Here is a 14,188-nt window from a genome sequence, read left to right as displayed (position 1 = left end):
CGTTTTTTTATGCACGTTCCTGCAGGGCCGAGCCCATGTTCGGCTGGCGTAATGCAGCCGAGCATGGGCTCGCTCTACAGGGAATTCAGCGCAGGGTCTGCTTCAGCGTTTCCGGATTGCCATCGTTCGGCGCGGCCGGCACCTGCAGCAGGTGGGCCAGCAGCGGGTAGACGTCGACATTGTCGAAGCCGTCGATCACCAGGCCCTGGCGGAACGACGGGCCGCTGGCCACGAACACTGCGCGCATGGAGGGCAGGGCGTTGTCGTAGCCGTGCGAGCCACGGTCCTGCTTCGCGCGCTTGGCGATCTTCTCGCGGTGCAGCGCATCCCAGCCTTCATCCATCGCACAGACGATGGCCGGAACCCGCGGATGCGTGCCGTAGTGCCAGCGCGCCGGCAGGTTCTCCTTCTTCCAGCACTCGTAGTGCGCATGGCGGCCGAGCAGGGCGCGTTCGGCCTCAGCCTCACGACCGGCCACTGGCGCGAAGCCCACCGACTGGCCCTGGCTGACGTTGCGCGCGATGGACGGGTCGGCCATCGATTCGGTGGCGATCACGTGGCCGTCGGCGACGCTGGCCATGCCGTGGTCGGACACCACGATCACATTGGTGGTGGCGGCCAGGCCGCGCTGCTGCAGGCCGTCGAGCACCTGGCCGACGATCAGGTCGGCGCGTGCGATGGCGTCGGCGTACTGCTTCGACCCGGGGCCGTAGTTGTGCCCGGCCTTGTCCACGTGCTCCATGTACAGCGTGGTCAGTCGCGGGGCATCGGCGTCGGTCTGTGCCAGCCAGTCGAGCACGATACCGGCACGCTGCTCCAGCGGTTCCTTGCCGTCGTAGATGCGCCACTGGCTGGGGCGCACACCACGGATTTCCGATTCACTGCCCGGCCACGACGTCGTGGCGGTGCGCACGCCGGCGTTCTCGGCGCCGACCCAGATCGGTTCACCGCCCCACCAGGCACTGGTGGTGACGGCCTCGCGGTTGCTCAGCTCGAAACGGCCCAGCGCTTCATCGTCCATGCTGTTGTTGACGATGCCATGGTGGTCCGGGCGCAGGCCGGTGACGATGGTGTAGTGGTTGGGAAACGTCAGGGAAGGATAGGACGGTGTCATCCAGCGGGCGCGCACGCCGCCGTCGATCATCCGCTGCAGGTTCGGGGTCAGCCCGCGGTCCAGCGCATCGGCGCGCAGGCCGTCGATGGAGATCAGCAGCAGCTTCGGCGGTGCGGCCGATGCGACGGACGTGGGAACGGAGGCGGTAGGGGCAGGCGCAGTGGTGCAGGCAGCCAATGGCAGCAGCAGCGCCAGCGAACAGGTCAGGCGTACGGAAGTCATCCGTGCATGATAAGCCGGTGCAATTACCGGCCCAAGACACGGCGCGCCAGGATCGCCCGGGGTCAGATCCCTTTTCCACGGGAAAAGGGATCTGACCCCGATGTTCAGGCGAACAGCGGGGCCTGGCGTTGTTCCAGCCGCAGCAGCGCGGCCTTGGTTTCCAGGCCACCGCCGAAACCGGTCAGTGCACCGTTGCTGCCGATCACGCGGTGGCAGGGCAGGATGATCGGCAACGGGTTGCGCCCGTTGGCCGCGCCCACCGCGCGGGTCGCGCTGGGCTGTCCCAGGTGTTGCGCCAGTTGCAGGTAGCTCCAGGTCTGGCCGAACGGAATCAGCGCCAGCGCCTGCCACACGCGCAGCTGGAACGGCGTACCACGCGGCGCCAGCACAAGGTCGAAGCTGTTGCGCTCGCCGTGCAGGAACTGCAGCAGCTGCTCGCGTGCTTCCGGCAAGGCATCCGGTGCGTAATGCCAGTCATCACGCCCGCGCGCGGGGTGGCGGTTCTCCGGGAACAGCACGTGTGACAGGCCACGCTCGTCGCCGGCGATGGTCAACACGCCGATCGGGCTGTCGAAACGATCGAACAACAGTGTCATGTCGGTTCTCCAACGAATGTGCCGGACAGGTGCCACAGGTGCAGCACGGCGTAGGCGCGCCAGGGACGCCACGGTTGCGAGCGCGCTTCGGTTGCGCGTTCGCTCAGGCGCTGGCCCTGCGCGTGGCCGAGGACCTGCTGCAGTACAAGATCGCCGGCCGGGAAGGCATCGGGCTGGCCGAGGCCACGCAAAGCGATGTACTGCGCGGTCCATGGGCCGATGCCGGGCAGTGCCACGCAGCGGGCAACAAACTCTTCCAGCGCCTGGCCGGGCCCGAAGTCGAGCTGGCCGCTGGCGCAGGCGGTGGCCAGTGCACGCACGGTCGCGGCGCGGCTGCGCGGCAGGCCGATTGATTCCAGAGGCGCCTCGGCCAATACCTCGGGTGCCGGGAACTGGCGATCAAAGTCGGACGACATGCCCGGCAGGTGCGCGCCATAGGCATCGACCAGCCGCCGCGCGAAGGTGGTGGCGGCGGCAACAGTAACCTGCTGGCCGAGCACGGCGCGCACGCCCACTTCGAAGCCATCCCAGCCGCCGGGCACGCGCAGCCCCGGGCGCTCGGCGATGCCGCGCGCCAGCAAGGGTTCCTCGCCCAATGCGGCGTGCACCTGCTGCAGGTCGGCATCCAGATCAAACACGCGACGCACGCGGCGCACGATGTCCGGGATCAGGTGCGGATCCACCGCACCCAGCTGCAGGCGCAGCTCCGGGCGCTTCGGGTCGGCAGTGACGCGCAGCAGGGTGGGGCGCTCCGGCGTGCCCAGCACGCGCTGGTAGCTGTCCTCGCCAATCAGTTCGATGCCGGGCAGGCTGCGCTTGCGCAGGAACGCCAGCATGCGCGGGAAGTCCAGCGGTGGACGGTAGCCCAGGCGCAGCACCAGGCCGCCATCGTCGGCGGCCAGCGGTTGATGCTGGCGGCGCAGTGCGGTGGGGGCCATGCCGCAGCCCTGCAGGAATGCGGTATTGAAGCGGCGCAGGCTGTTGTATCCGGCGGCCAGTGCGACGTCGGTCACCGCCAGCGTGGTCTCGGTCAGCAGTTGCTTGGCCAGCAGCAGGCGATGGGTGGCGTGGATCTGCCCGGGCGTCGCGCCCAGGCGTTCGACGAACAGGCGCTGCAGCTGGCGCGCGCTGAGGCCGAGCTTCGTAGCAAGATCGGCCACCGGCTGCTCCTGCAAGAAGCCGCCGTGGATCAGGGCCAGGGCGCGCTGTACGGTCTGCCCGGCCAGTGCCTGCTGGGCCTGTGGTGCCAGCTCCGGGCGGCAGCGCAGGCACGGGCGATAGCCGGCGGCGGCGGCAGCAGCGGCGGTCGGGTAGTAAGTGATGTTGCGCGGCTTCGGGGGCGGTGCGGGGCAGACCGGGCGGCAATAGATGCCGGTGCTGCGCACGGCGGTGAAGAACACGCCGTCGAAACGTGCGTCGCGGGCCAGGCGGGCGCGATCGCAGGCGGCGGTGTCGAGGGCGAGGGCGGTGTCCATGGCGGCAGTCTAGGCGGGTGCGGGCGGGGATACTCGCCACATTCGGACATGGATGCTGAAGGGGGTCACGCCGGGCTGCGCCCGGACCCGCGGTAGTGCCGGCCGCTGGCCGGCAACAGCAACAGCAGAAGCGGGATTCCTGTGGGATGGCGTGGTGGGTCCGGTGGCAGGGGACGCCGTGAACCCCCAGACCGGCCCAGCCGCTGGCGGCTGTGCGTTCGGGCGCTTGCGAAGCAGTGCTTCGCAAGCAAAGCGCCCTCACCCCTGGGGACTTGGTCGCGGCATCCATGCCGCTCGCACCCCTGCCACCGGACCCACCACGCCTTCGACAGGTTCCTGAGGCCGTTGGTAGGTGTCTACCTTGGTCGACACGCTTTCCCAAGGGTCAGAAGGGGTTCAGTGCCACGCGCTGAATGCGCGGCCTGGACGGGTAGACTGTGGCTCTTGGTCCCATGAATCCCGGTTGCCCGATGTCCGCCAAATTCCGCTGGTTGCCCCTGTTGTGCCTGGCCCTGGCGGGCTGCAGTCAGCTGGAGAATCCGGGCAACGTGACCGCTGCCGACAAGGCAGCGCGGGCGCCGGCCAGTGATGGCGAGAACATGGTTTCGATCAATGCCGCCGACGCGCCACCGGCACCGGCACCACCGCGCAGCCAGGCGGGTCGGCCGTGGCCGCAGGCGCAGCTGGAAAATGGGCGTGCGTGGGTCAGTTGCAGCACGGAATATGCGGGCGATGCCGGCGACGGTGCCGAACTGGAAGGGCTGCAGCGCGAGCAGATCACCCAGGCCCTGGCGCCGTGTGCCGAGCGTGGGCTGATGCGAGTGCGTTACGCCGGCAAGATCAATCCGGGCTTCGCCGAAATGATGTGGCGGTTGGCGGTGGTCGCTGACGAACTGAAGATCCACAAGCGCATCCTCGACCTGGACTCCAGTGGTGGCCAGGTGGAGTCGGCGATCGTGGCCGGTGACAGCATCGGTGAATCGGGCTGGACCATCTGGGTGCGCGAAGGCTCCATCTGCCACAGCGCCTGCGTGTTCGTGCTGGCTGCCGGTGACAACCGCCTGCTGTCGGGCAAGGTCGGCATCCACCGCATGATGCGGATCAGCTCCAAGGCCACCTCGCGCGCCGAGCTCAACCGCGAGCTGCACGAAGTCTACGACAACGTGAAGGACTACCTGCAGCGCAATGGCGTGGCGGTGGGCGTGGCCGATCTGATGATGACCGTGCCCAATCGCAGCCTGCGCCTGCTGACGCCGGATGAGCTGCGCCAGTACGGCCTGGATGGCACCAACGCGGTGCAGGACGATCTGGAACGGATCAAGCAGATGCGCGCCTGCGGCGATGACTTCGTGCAGCGCAAGGACGCATTCCTGATCGCCTTCGACCAGCAGTGCAAGCGCGACGGCGCCGACATGGAATCGATCAACAGCTGCGGCCAGGCCCTGAAGCAGCGCTTCGGTTTCCCGGATGCGGTATGCCCGGACGAAAGCCCGCTGTCGGAGATCGATGTGGCGACGCTGCCACCGGCACCGTCGGAGCCGCCGCCGGTGGCCGAGCAGCCGCCAGCGAACACCGCCGCGCCCGCCGCGCAAGCTGATGCGGCAGCGGTGGAGGGCAACGCTCCGGCACGCTGACGGCGTAGTCACCGCGCTGGCGTAGACTGCGGTTCTCTCCAGAAAACCGGCGGTGTCCATGAAGCGCGCGTTCCTGCTGCTGTCCCTGCTGCCCCTGACCGTGTTGGCGCAGGCCCCTGCGCCGGCCACGCCTGCACCGGCCCCGGCACGCCCGGCACCAGCCTCGCCGGCAGCTGCGAAGCCCGCTACCGCCGGTTCCCCTGCGTTGACCGCTGCTCAACAGGCGCAGGTGCAGAAACAGGACGCGGAAATGGGCGCCGCCGCAGTGAAGGCAGCGCAGCTGGTCGACGCCAACCGCGCCGGCGAATTGTGGGATGGCGCTTCGGCCGTCGCGCGTCGTGCGGTGCCGAAGGCCGCTTTCGTCAGCCAGTTGGCCGCCGAGCGCACGCGCCTGGGTACGCTGGCCGGGCGTGGCCAGCCGACCATCACCCGGGTCAAGTACAGCGCCGGTGCAGCAGTGCCGGAAGGGCTGTACATCAACGTCAGCTTCCCGACCCGTTTCGCCAACAGCGCACAGCCGGTGCGCGAGCTGGTCTCGTTCCGTTTCGACGAGGACCAGGTGTGGCGCCTGGCCGGTTACAGCCTGCGCGCGTCGGCACCCTGAGGAGGTGAATGATGGCAACTGAACTGACGATGCTGGCCTGGTCGGTACTGCTGGGCTTCGTGTACATCTTCGCCACCTCCACGGTGGTCACCCGCGAGCGCGGGATGAAGTGGAATGCTTCGGCACGCGATGGCGATGCAAAGCCGCTCAGCCCGCTGGCCGGTCGCCTGCAGCGTGCGCAGGCCAACTTCCTGGAGACCTTCCCGTTCTTCGCCGCCGCCGCCATCGCAGTGGTCGTGGCCGGGCGCGGCAACGACACCACGGCGCTGGCCGCGCAGGCCTACTTCTGGGCGCGCGTGGTCTATCTGCCGCTGTATGCCGCGGGCGTGCCCTACGTGCGCAGCCTGGTGTGGCTGGTGTCGCTGTTGTCGATCCTGGCGCTGGTGTTCGCACTTCTGTAAGTCGGCCTGATCCAGATCAAGGCCGCTCAGGCGCGCGGCGCTATGCTGGCGCGGACTGGATCAACGGCAGGAGGCGCGCATGCGCAGGATGGACGTGGTGGTGGTCGGCGCCGGACCGGCAGGTCTGTGCTTCGCGCGCGCGCTGGCCGGCAGCGGGCTGCAGGTCGGGCTGGTCGAAGTGCAGCCGCGCCAGGCGCTGGCCGAGGCCGCCTTTGATGGCCGTGAGATCGCGTTGACCCATGCCTCGCGGCAGAGCATGGAGCAGCTGGGGCTGTGGCAGCGCCTGCCGCACGCTGAAATTGCTGATCTGCGCGATGCCAGGGTGATGAACGGCGGCTCGCCGTTCGCGCTGACCTTCGCCAGCAGCCAGGTCGACGGCCAGCCGCTGGGCTGGCTGGTACCCAACCATCTGATCCGTCGCGCCGCGTGGGATGCCGTGCAGGGCCAGGACGGCCTGGAGCTGTTCGACGGGCGCAAGGTGCTGGGCGTGCAGGCCGATGCGCAAGGCCACGTGGTCAAACTCGATGACGGCAGCCAACTGCATGCGCGGCTGCTGGTGGCCGCTGACAGCCGCTTCTCCGCCACCCGCCGCATGCTCGGCATCGGTGCGCAGATGCGCGACTTCGGCAAGTCGATGCTGGTGTGCCGCATGCAGGTCGAGCGCGACCATCACCACACCGCCTGGGAGTGGTTCGGCTACGGCCGCACGATGGCGCTGCTGCCGCTCAACGAGGGCCAGGCATCGGCGGTGATCACGCTGCCGCCGCGGCAGATCGAGGCGCTGCTGGCGATGGACGAGGTAGCCTTCGGTGAGGCCATCAGTGCCTGCTTCGAACACCGCCTGGGCCGGATGCAGCCGGTGGCCACGCCGCAGGCGTATCCGCTGGTGGGTGTGTACGCGGATCGCTTCGTCGGCGAGCGTTCTGCGCTGATCGGTGATGCCGCGGTGGGCATGCATCCGGTCACCGCGCATGGCTTCAACCTGGGCCTGGCCAGCGCACAGCGGTTGGCGCAGGGCATCGTCGCGCAGCAGCGCCGTGGTGCCGACATTGCCGCCGCCGGCATGCTGGCCAGTTACCAGCGTGGTCATCGGCTGGCGTCGCGGCCGCTGTACGAGGCCACCAATGCGATCGCCAGCCTGTACACCGACGACCGTCGCCCGGCGCGCCTGCTGCGTGCGGCCGGCCTGCGCCTGGCGCAGGGCGTGGCACCGTTCAGGCAGCTGATTGCCTCGCACCTGACCCAGCGCGTGGCCTGAACAGCTTCAGATCAGCCTGCAGCCAGCACCCGGATCTGGCTGTCGGCGAATTCGACCACCTGGCCTGCGCGGATCTTGCAGGCCTTGCGCAGTTCCACTTCCCCGTCCACCCGTACCTGGCCCTCGCTGATGACCATCTTGGCCTCGCCGCCACTGGTGACCAGATCGGCCAGCTTGAGCAGCTGCTTGAGTTCGACGTAGTCACCGTCGAGGTCGAATTCGAGAATCTGCATGGAGCGGGGTTCCTGGAGAAGAGGGCGCAGGCCAGCGGCCGGGCCGGGAAGAGGGCGCGTATTGTGCGCCAGCACGGGCCCGACGGCACGTGTGAGGAAAGCTGTATGCCTCGTTCAGCATCAATGCGGTATCATTCCGCTCTGAGCGAGTGAAATCTCCTCCGACCGAGCAGCGCCAGGGCACGCGATAAGAAGGGCGCCCAAAGCGCGGACCATCACCTTTTTTATCGCACTGCCAGGAAGACGGCAGTGCCTTCGGAGTTCCCCATGTCCCAAGATTCCCAAGCGCCGCTGCAGTTTGCGCAGCTCGGCCTGTCCGAGCCCGTGATGCAGGCCGTCACCGCCATCGGCTACGAAACCCCGTCGCCGATCCAGGCCGCCACCATCCCGGCGATGCTGGAAGGCCGCGACGTGCTGGGCCAGGCCCAGACCGGTACCGGCAAGACCGCTGCCTTTGCACTGCCGGTACTGTCCAACATCGACCTGCAGCAGATCAAGCCCCAGGCCCTGATCCTGGCGCCGACCCGCGAGCTGGCCATCCAGGTTGCCGAGGCGTTCCAGTCCTATTCGTCGAAGATCCCCGGCTTCCGCGTGCTGCCGGTGTACGGCGGCCAGCCCTACGGCCAGCAGTTGTCGGCCCTGCGCCGCGGCGTGCATATCGTGGTCGGTACCCCCGGCCGCGTGATCGATCACCTGGACCGCAGCACCCTGGACCTGTCCGAGCTGAAGACGCTGGTGCTGGACGAAGCCGATGAAATGCTGCGCATGGGCTTCATCGACGACGTCGAAGCGGTGCTGAAGAAGCTGCCGGAGCAGCGCCAGGTGGCCCTGTTCTCGGCCACCATGCCGCCGCAGATCCGCCGCATCGCGCAGACCTACCTGCAGGACCCGGTGGAAGTGACCATCGCGGCCAAGACCACTACTTCGGCCAACATCCGCCAGCGTTACTGGTGGGTGAGCGGCATGCACAAGCTGGACGCGCTGACCCGCATCCTGGAAGTCGAGCCGTTCGACGCGATGATCATCTTCGCGCGGACCAAGGCCGGCACCGAAGAACTGGCCAGCAAGCTGCAGGCGCGTGGCCTGGCCGCTGCCGCCATCAACGGTGACATGCAGCAGGCCCAGCGTGAGCGGACCATCGCCATGCTGAAGGAAGGCAAGCTGGACATCCTGGTCGCCACCGACGTGGCCGCGCGCGGCCTGGACGTGGAGCGCATCAGCCACGTGCTGAACTACGACATCCCGTACGACACCGAAAGCTACGTGCACCGCATCGGCCGTACCGGTCGTGCCGGCCGCAGCGGCGAGGCGATCCTGTTCGCCACCCCGCGCGAGAAGGGCATGCTGCGCCAGATCGAGCGCGCCACCCGCCAGCCGATCGAAGAGATGCAGCTGCCGAGCGTGGAAGCGGTCAACGACACCCGCATCAACAAGTTCACCTCGCGCATCAGCGAAACCCTCGGCGCCGGTGGCCTGGACTTCTACCGCCAGCTGCTGGAGCGCTTCGAGAACGAGCAGAACGTGCCGGCCATCGAGATCGCTGCCGCGCTGGCCAAGCTGCTGCAGGGCGATACCCCGTTCCTGCTGCAGCCGCCGGTGCGTGCCCCGCGCGAAGAGCGCGCACCGCGCGAGCGCTTCGACCGTGGTGACCGCCCGGAACGTGGTGATCGCTTCGACCGCAACGAACGGGGTCCGCGCTTCGAGCGTGGCCCGCGCCGTGACGACGCCGAAGGTGGTTTTGAACAGCGTCCGCGCCGTGAGGTTCCGCCGCGTGGTGCACCGGAGCAGGGCATGGAGACCTACCGTATTTCGGTCGGTCACCAGCATGGCGTGAAGCCGGCCAACATCGTCGGCGCCATTGCCAACGAAGCCGGCCTGGAAAGCCGCTTCATCGGCCGCATCGACATCCACGACGACTTCTCGCTGCTGGACCTGCCGGCACAGATGCCGCCGGACGTGCTGTCGCACCTGCAGAAGGTCTGGGTGTCCGGCCAGCAGCTGCAGATGCGTGCGCTGGCTCCGGGTGAAGACACCAACCCGGCCCCGCGCCCGTTCAAGCCGCGCTTCGACAAGCGTGGCCCGGGCGGTCCGGGTGGCCCGCGTCGTGGCGGCCCGGGCGGCCAGGGTGGCGACCGCGGCGGTGACCGCGACAGTCGCCCGCCGCGTCGTGACGGCTTCAAGCCGCGCGGCCCGCGCAGCTTCTAAGCCGCACCCGCAGCCGTCCACACCACCGCCAGCCCCCGGGCTGGCGGACAGAAAAAGGGGACGGAGGGGATTAAGTCGTATCTGGCTGGCCATGCGCCTGTGCCAAGAACGACTTAATCCCCTCCGTCCCCTTTTTCGCATGGCCCACACATTGCCGGTCCTAGGCTGAGCCGGTTCCTAAGGAGGTTGTCACCGCAGCACATTCAGGGGGATCCGGGATGGGTAGGAGTGGCACGGACCAACACAGCCGGCGGGTGCCGATGACCCGGGGGCTGGGACTGCGATTTGCGTTGTTGACCGGCATGGCGATCGGACTGGTCGCACTGTCCGCCCTGATCCAGGAACTGCAGGCGGCCTCTACTGCCTGGATCGCCGGCCAGGGCTACTGGTCGCGTGGCCAGCAGGATGCCACCGCCGCACTCAGTCGCTACCTGGCGCGTGGCGATGCCGAGGACCTGGACGACGCACGCCAGGCCCTGCAGGTGCCGTTGGGCGATCTGCAGGCGCGACTGGCGCTGGAACAGGCCGAACCGGACGAGGAGAAGGCCAGGCAGGGCTTCCTGCAGGGCGGCAATGCGCGTGCCGACATCCCACGCCTGGTGTTCTCGTTCCGCTACGCGCGCGACATCGGTGCATTCCGCGAAGCGAGCGCGTTGTGGCGGCAGACCGATGGCGACCTGATGGCGCTGCAGCGACTGATCGATGAACTGCAGCTGCGGCACGACGGCAACCTGGTGCCCGTTGCCGCACGCGACCGCTACCTGCAGCAGCTGCGTGACCTGGACCAGCGGATGAAGGTGCAGAGCCAGGCGTTCTCGCAGGCGCTGCTGCGGATGGCGACGCTGGTGAGGCTGGCCACGTTGATGGTGGCGGGCCTGTCGGTGCTGGCGATCAGCCTGATGGCGGTCGCCCTGGCGCGCCGCGTCGGCAAGGACCTGACCGAACACGAGAGCCGTTTCCGCGCGGCGTTCTACCAGGCCAACGTCGGCATGCTCAAGCTCGATGCCGAAGGCAAGGTGATCGAGGCCAACCAGGCGATGGCCGATATCCTCGACCATCGTCGTGACATGCTGCTGCAGCTGTCGCTGGGCGACCTGCTGATGGACGGCGAGCTGGTGATCGATGGGGTGGGCCGCATCGATTGGGACCGCCAGCTGCGCCCGAGCGAACTGCGCTTCCGCCGTCGCGATGGCAGCCTTGTCTGGGGCCGCTGGAGCGGCACCGGCGTGCGCAGCACCGGCGGTGGCCTGTCGGTGTTCGCCATCATCGAAGACGTCAGCCAGAACCATGCACTGGCGCGCGAGATCGAGCACCACGCCAGCCACGACCCGCTGACCGGCCTGATCAATCGCCGCGAGATCGAACGGCTGCTGGAACGCGCGCTGCTGCAGGTGCGCAGCGAAGGTGGCACGCACGCGCTGTGCTACATCAACCTGGACCATTTCAAGCTGGTCAACGACAGCTTCGGTCACGCCGCCGGCGACCAGATGCTGCGCAGCTTCGCCGACTACCTGGTGGCGGCGGTGCGCGATGGTGACTGGGTGGGCCGGCTGGGCGCGGACGAGTTCGCCGTGTTCCTGGCCCATGCCGGGCAGGACGAGGCCAAGCGCGTGCTGCAGCGGGTAATCCGCAACCTGGGGCAGGCGACGTTCCCGGTCAGCGAAGGCAGCCCGCAGCTGAGCTGCAGCATCGGCGTGGTCGAGGTCAGCGCCGATGCGCCGGATGTGAACTGGCTGATGAGCGCCGCCGACAGCGCGTGCTATGCGGCCAAGCAGGCCGGCCGCAACCGCGTGCACTGCTTCAACGAGAACCGCATGGCGCTGGAGGAACGGCGCCAGGAAGCCGAGCGGCTGCAGGGCGTCAGCCTGGCCATGGCCGAAAACCGCATGGTGTTGTATGCGCAGCGCATCGCCCGCGTCGGCGATCCCTCCTACCTGCACTACGAGGTACTGGTGCGCATGCGTGGCAGCGATGGCAGCCTGCACCTGCCGGGCCAGTTCATGCCGGCGGTGGAGCGCTATGGCATGGCCGTGGCGCTGGACCGGCACGTGCTTGGCCTGCTGTTCCGGCACCTGCAGGTGTGCCCGGCACACGTGCGGCAGCTGGGCCTGTGCAATGTCAACGTCTCGGCGCAGTCGATCGCCGAGCCCGGCTTCCTCGCCTTCGTCTGCGACCTGCTGGAGCGCAACCGCGCGCTGGCCTCCAAGCTGTGCTTCGAGATCACCGAGACCGCCGCGATCAGCAACCTCAGCCAGGCGCGTGCCTTCATCGATGCAGTGAAGGCGCGTGGCTGCCGGATGGCGCTGGACGATTTCGGTTCCGGGCTGTCCTCGTTCGGCTACCTGCGCCAGCTGCCGGCCGACATCCTGAAAATCGACGGGGCCTTCGTGCGCGACATGGATACCGATCCGGTCAGCCATGCCACCGTGCGCGCGATCAGTGAACTGGGGCGCGAGCTGCAGATGGAGGTGGTGGCCGAATGGGTGGAGACTGCCGACGTCGCCGCCGCGCTGACCCGGCTTGGGGTGCAGGGCCTGCAGGGTTATGCGGTCGAGCGGCCGCAACCGCTGGAGCGGATGACCCTGGCCGACCTGCGGCCGGTGCGCCTGGTGGCGGTGAAAGGTCCGCCCGCCGCTGGTTGAACGCCCGTCGGCGACTTTGGTCTACACGTGGGCTGCAGCCGCGGCTGCGATAATGCCCGGCAGGGGCGACGCGCAGTGGGCGCGGGCGTAAGCAGGAACAGGACGTGGCGTGGGCGGCAGGCAGGGGCAGTACGGAACGGGAGCGGTGCTGGTCGTGCTGCTGGTGTGGTTGGCAATGCCGTGGCCGCTGTCGGCGGCCGTAGCCGAAGCCGGGCGTGACTACCTGCTGGTCGGTGCGGCGACCGATGAACCCACCCCGCATCGCGCATGCACGCCGGAGATGCTGGCGGGGCCACGGCAACAGGTGCAGGTGTCCGCGCCAGCGGGCGGCTGGTCGGGCCAGCCGCAGGCACTGGACGTGTTCAATGTGTTCGCGGGCGAAGTCCGCGTGCAGCATGGGGATCGCGAAATCTGCGGCAACATGCACGATGCCCGTACCCGTGATTCCCGGTTCCGCGCAGGCATCGGCCTGGTCGCGGTGCCGCCGGCGGGCAGCCATGAACCGTTCCTGGTGTCATGGCAGACGCCGCTGAAGGCGCGCTGGGTACCGACCCTGCGGCTGGGCGCGCCCAGTCCCGTGCAGCAGAACGATACCGCCCGCCTGCTGGTGCGCGCGGCCTGCATCGCCGTGGCAATCGCACTGGCGTTGTCGGCCCTGATGGCCTTCCTTACCACCCGCGACCGCAGTTTCCTGGTCTACATCGCCGGTACCACCGTGCTGGTGCTGTGGCAGGCCATTCTCGGAGGGCTGAGCGGCTACCCCGAGCCATGGCTGCCGGTGGGTGAGCGCAGCGCGTGGTGGCTGCTGTCGTTGACCGCTGCATCCCAGGCGCTGGTGCTGCCCGCGTTGTGGCGACTGAACGGCGGCGACCGCCTGCTGCCGCGATCGCGCCCGGTGCAGTTGCTGGCGCTGTGGGGATTGCTGGCGCTGGCCGCGTGGGTGCCCTGGCTGCAGCGGGACAGCCTGGCCTGGGTGGCGCAGGGCCTGCAGGTGTCCTACCTGCTGGGCTGCGGCCTGGCATTGATGGCCGGGGTGTGGGCATGGCTGCGCGGCGACCGCTGGGCGCAGGCGGGGTTGGCGGCGCTGGCACCGATGCTGGTGTTGATCCTGGCAGACGCCTGCCGCGCTGCGTGGTTGCTGGAGTACCGCGTGGAGGCACTGCAACTGTCGGTGACCTGGCTGCTGATGATGGCTGCCTATGCGCTGAACCAGCGGCTGGGCCGCCTGCGCCAGCAGCGCGATGAACTTCGCCAGCTGGCCGAGACCGATGGCCTGACCGGGCTGCCCAACCGCCGTGCCGGGCTGCAGCAGCTGGCACGGCACCTGGAACGGGTCGATCGCGAGCGCGGCCCGCTGGTGATCGGTTTCCTCGATATCGACCTGTTCAAGGACATCAATGACCGCCATGGCCACGCCGTGGGTGACCAGGTACTGGTGGCGGTGGCACGTGCATTGCGTGCCGCGGTCCGCAGCCAGGACCAGGTGGTGCGGATGGGTGGCGAAGAGTTCCTGCTGCTGATGCCGGGCATGCCGCGCGAGGCGGCATCGGCGCGTCTGGATCGCCTGCGCCAGCACCTCACCGAGGCGGCCCGGGCGCTGCAGGTGCCCGGTCTGGAGGTCACCGCCAGCATCGGCCTGGCGCAGTGGCGGCCGGGCGAGGACGATCTCGCCGCGCTGCTGCGCCGGGCCGACCACGCCATGTACGTGGCCAAGCGTGCCGGCCGCAACCGGGTATTCGACGGCGAAGAACTCGATCCGCCGCCCCCGGCATGAAGCGCAGCGGGCGGGGATGCCGGATAATAG

General features: G+C 68.6%; 11 protein-coding genes. 7 read left to right on the top strand and 4 right to left on the bottom strand.

What is annotated here, in order from left to right; translation table 11 throughout:
* Positions 1 to 85 precede the first annotated feature (85 nt).
* From AC5P6H_RS10300 to AC5P6H_RS10290, 3 genes are all read right to left on the bottom strand, one after another.
* Positions 86 to 1,336, bottom strand: coding sequence for an alkaline phosphatase family protein (locus AC5P6H_RS10300; protein ID WP_046429675.1), 1,251 nt, complete (start codon positions 1,334 to 1,336; stop codon positions 86 to 88).
* A gap of 104 nt (positions 1,337 to 1,440) precedes the next feature.
* Entirely contained in the window at positions 1,441 to 1,932 is a 492-nt protein-coding gene (locus tag AC5P6H_RS10295; protein WP_005408696.1) for a methylated-DNA--[protein]-cysteine S-methyltransferase, read from the bottom strand.
* A complete protein-coding gene (locus tag AC5P6H_RS10290) occupies positions 1,929 to 3,407 on the bottom strand; it encodes a DNA-3-methyladenine glycosylase 2 family protein (protein ID WP_495202580.1) in 1,479 nt (492 codons plus the stop codon). The genes AC5P6H_RS10295 and AC5P6H_RS10290 overlap by 4 nt, the downstream gene beginning before the upstream one ends.
* 470 nt (positions 3,408 to 3,877) lie before the next feature.
* On the opposite strand from AC5P6H_RS10290, the gene AC5P6H_RS10285 reads away from it, so the two are divergent.
* The 4 genes from AC5P6H_RS10285 to ubiM all read left to right on the top strand — a co-directional run bounded on the left by AC5P6H_RS10285 (position 3,878) and on the right by ubiM (position 7,304).
* Positions 3,878 to 5,041, top strand: a complete 1,164-nt coding sequence (locus AC5P6H_RS10285; RefSeq protein ID WP_041863185.1) for a COG3904 family protein — start codon at positions 3,878 to 3,880, stop codon at positions 5,039 to 5,041.
* A gap of 58 nt (positions 5,042 to 5,099) precedes the next feature.
* A complete protein-coding gene (locus tag AC5P6H_RS10280) occupies positions 5,100 to 5,645 on the top strand; it encodes a DUF4019 domain-containing protein (RefSeq protein WP_014646460.1) in 546 nt (181 codons plus the stop codon).
* 11 nt (positions 5,646 to 5,656) lie between these two features.
* On the top strand, positions 5,657 to 6,046 hold the full coding sequence (locus tag AC5P6H_RS10275; RefSeq protein ID WP_046429692.1) for an MAPEG family protein: 390 nt from the start codon (positions 5,657 to 5,659) through the stop codon (positions 6,044 to 6,046).
* A gap of 79 nt (positions 6,047 to 6,125) precedes the next feature.
* Positions 6,126 to 7,304 carry a 5-demethoxyubiquinol-8 5-hydroxylase UbiM gene (gene ubiM / locus AC5P6H_RS10270; protein WP_049407006.1) on the top strand — a complete coding sequence of 393 codons (1,179 nt, stop codon included), beginning with the start codon at positions 6,126 to 6,128 and terminating at the stop codon, positions 7,302 to 7,304.
* Between the two features lie 11 nt (positions 7,305 to 7,315).
* On the opposite strand, the gene AC5P6H_RS10265 is transcribed toward ubiM, so the two are convergent.
* The gene (locus AC5P6H_RS10265; protein ID WP_014036469.1) at positions 7,316 to 7,537 is read right to left on the bottom strand and encodes an RNA-binding S4 domain-containing protein; all 222 of its coding nucleotides are present in this window, start codon (positions 7,535 to 7,537) and stop codon (positions 7,316 to 7,318) included.
* A gap of 267 nt (positions 7,538 to 7,804) precedes the next feature.
* Between AC5P6H_RS10265 and AC5P6H_RS10260 the strand changes: the two genes are divergently transcribed.
* The 3 genes from AC5P6H_RS10260 (at position 7,805) to AC5P6H_RS10250 (ending at position 14,158) form a co-directional block, all read left to right on the top strand.
* Positions 7,805 to 9,742 carry a DEAD/DEAH box helicase gene (locus tag AC5P6H_RS10260; protein WP_262224931.1) on the top strand — a complete coding sequence of 646 codons (1,938 nt, stop codon included), beginning with the start codon at positions 7,805 to 7,807 and terminating at the stop codon, positions 9,740 to 9,742.
* A 218-nt stretch (positions 9,743 to 9,960) separates the two neighbouring features.
* The gene (locus AC5P6H_RS10255) at positions 9,961 to 12,384 is read left to right on the top strand and encodes a putative bifunctional diguanylate cyclase/phosphodiesterase (RefSeq protein WP_053495335.1); all 2,424 of its coding nucleotides are present in this window, start codon (positions 9,961 to 9,963) and stop codon (positions 12,382 to 12,384) included.
* Positions 12,385 to 12,493: 109 nt separating this feature from the next.
* Entirely contained in the window at positions 12,494 to 14,158 is a 1,665-nt protein-coding gene (locus AC5P6H_RS10250) for a sensor domain-containing diguanylate cyclase (protein ID WP_041863191.1), read from the top strand.
* The last annotated feature ends 30 nt before the right edge of the window (positions 14,159 to 14,188 follow it).

The organism is Stenotrophomonas sp. YJH_SMC_110 (genome assembly GCF_059369255.1).
This window is presented reverse-complemented; position numbering and strand designations above follow the sequence as displayed.

Coding starts and splice junctions, on each gene's coding strand:
- AC5P6H_RS10300 (WP_046429675.1), bottom strand. CDS start 1,336: ATGACTTCCGTACGCCTGACCTGTTCGCTGGCGCTGCTGCTGCCATTG.
- AC5P6H_RS10295 (WP_005408696.1), bottom strand. CDS start 1,932: ATGACACTGTTGTTCGATCGTTTCGACAGCCCGATCGGCGTGTTGACC.
- AC5P6H_RS10290 (WP_495202580.1), bottom strand. CDS start 3,407: ATGGACACCGCCCTCGCCCTCGACACCGCCGCCTGCGATCGCGCCCGC.
- AC5P6H_RS10285 (WP_041863185.1), top strand. CDS start 3,878: ATGTCCGCCAAATTCCGCTGGTTGCCCCTGTTGTGCCTGGCCCTGGCG.
- AC5P6H_RS10280 (WP_014646460.1), top strand. CDS start 5,100: ATGAAGCGCGCGTTCCTGCTGCTGTCCCTGCTGCCCCTGACCGTGTTG.
- AC5P6H_RS10275 (WP_046429692.1), top strand. CDS start 5,657: ATGGCAACTGAACTGACGATGCTGGCCTGGTCGGTACTGCTGGGCTTC.
- ubiM (WP_049407006.1), top strand. CDS start 6,126: ATGCGCAGGATGGACGTGGTGGTGGTCGGCGCCGGACCGGCAGGTCTG.
- AC5P6H_RS10265 (WP_014036469.1), bottom strand. CDS start 7,537: ATGCAGATTCTCGAATTCGACCTCGACGGTGACTACGTCGAACTCAAG.
- AC5P6H_RS10260 (WP_262224931.1), top strand. CDS start 7,805: ATGTCCCAAGATTCCCAAGCGCCGCTGCAGTTTGCGCAGCTCGGCCTG.
- AC5P6H_RS10255 (WP_053495335.1), top strand. CDS start 9,961: ATGGGTAGGAGTGGCACGGACCAACACAGCCGGCGGGTGCCGATGACC.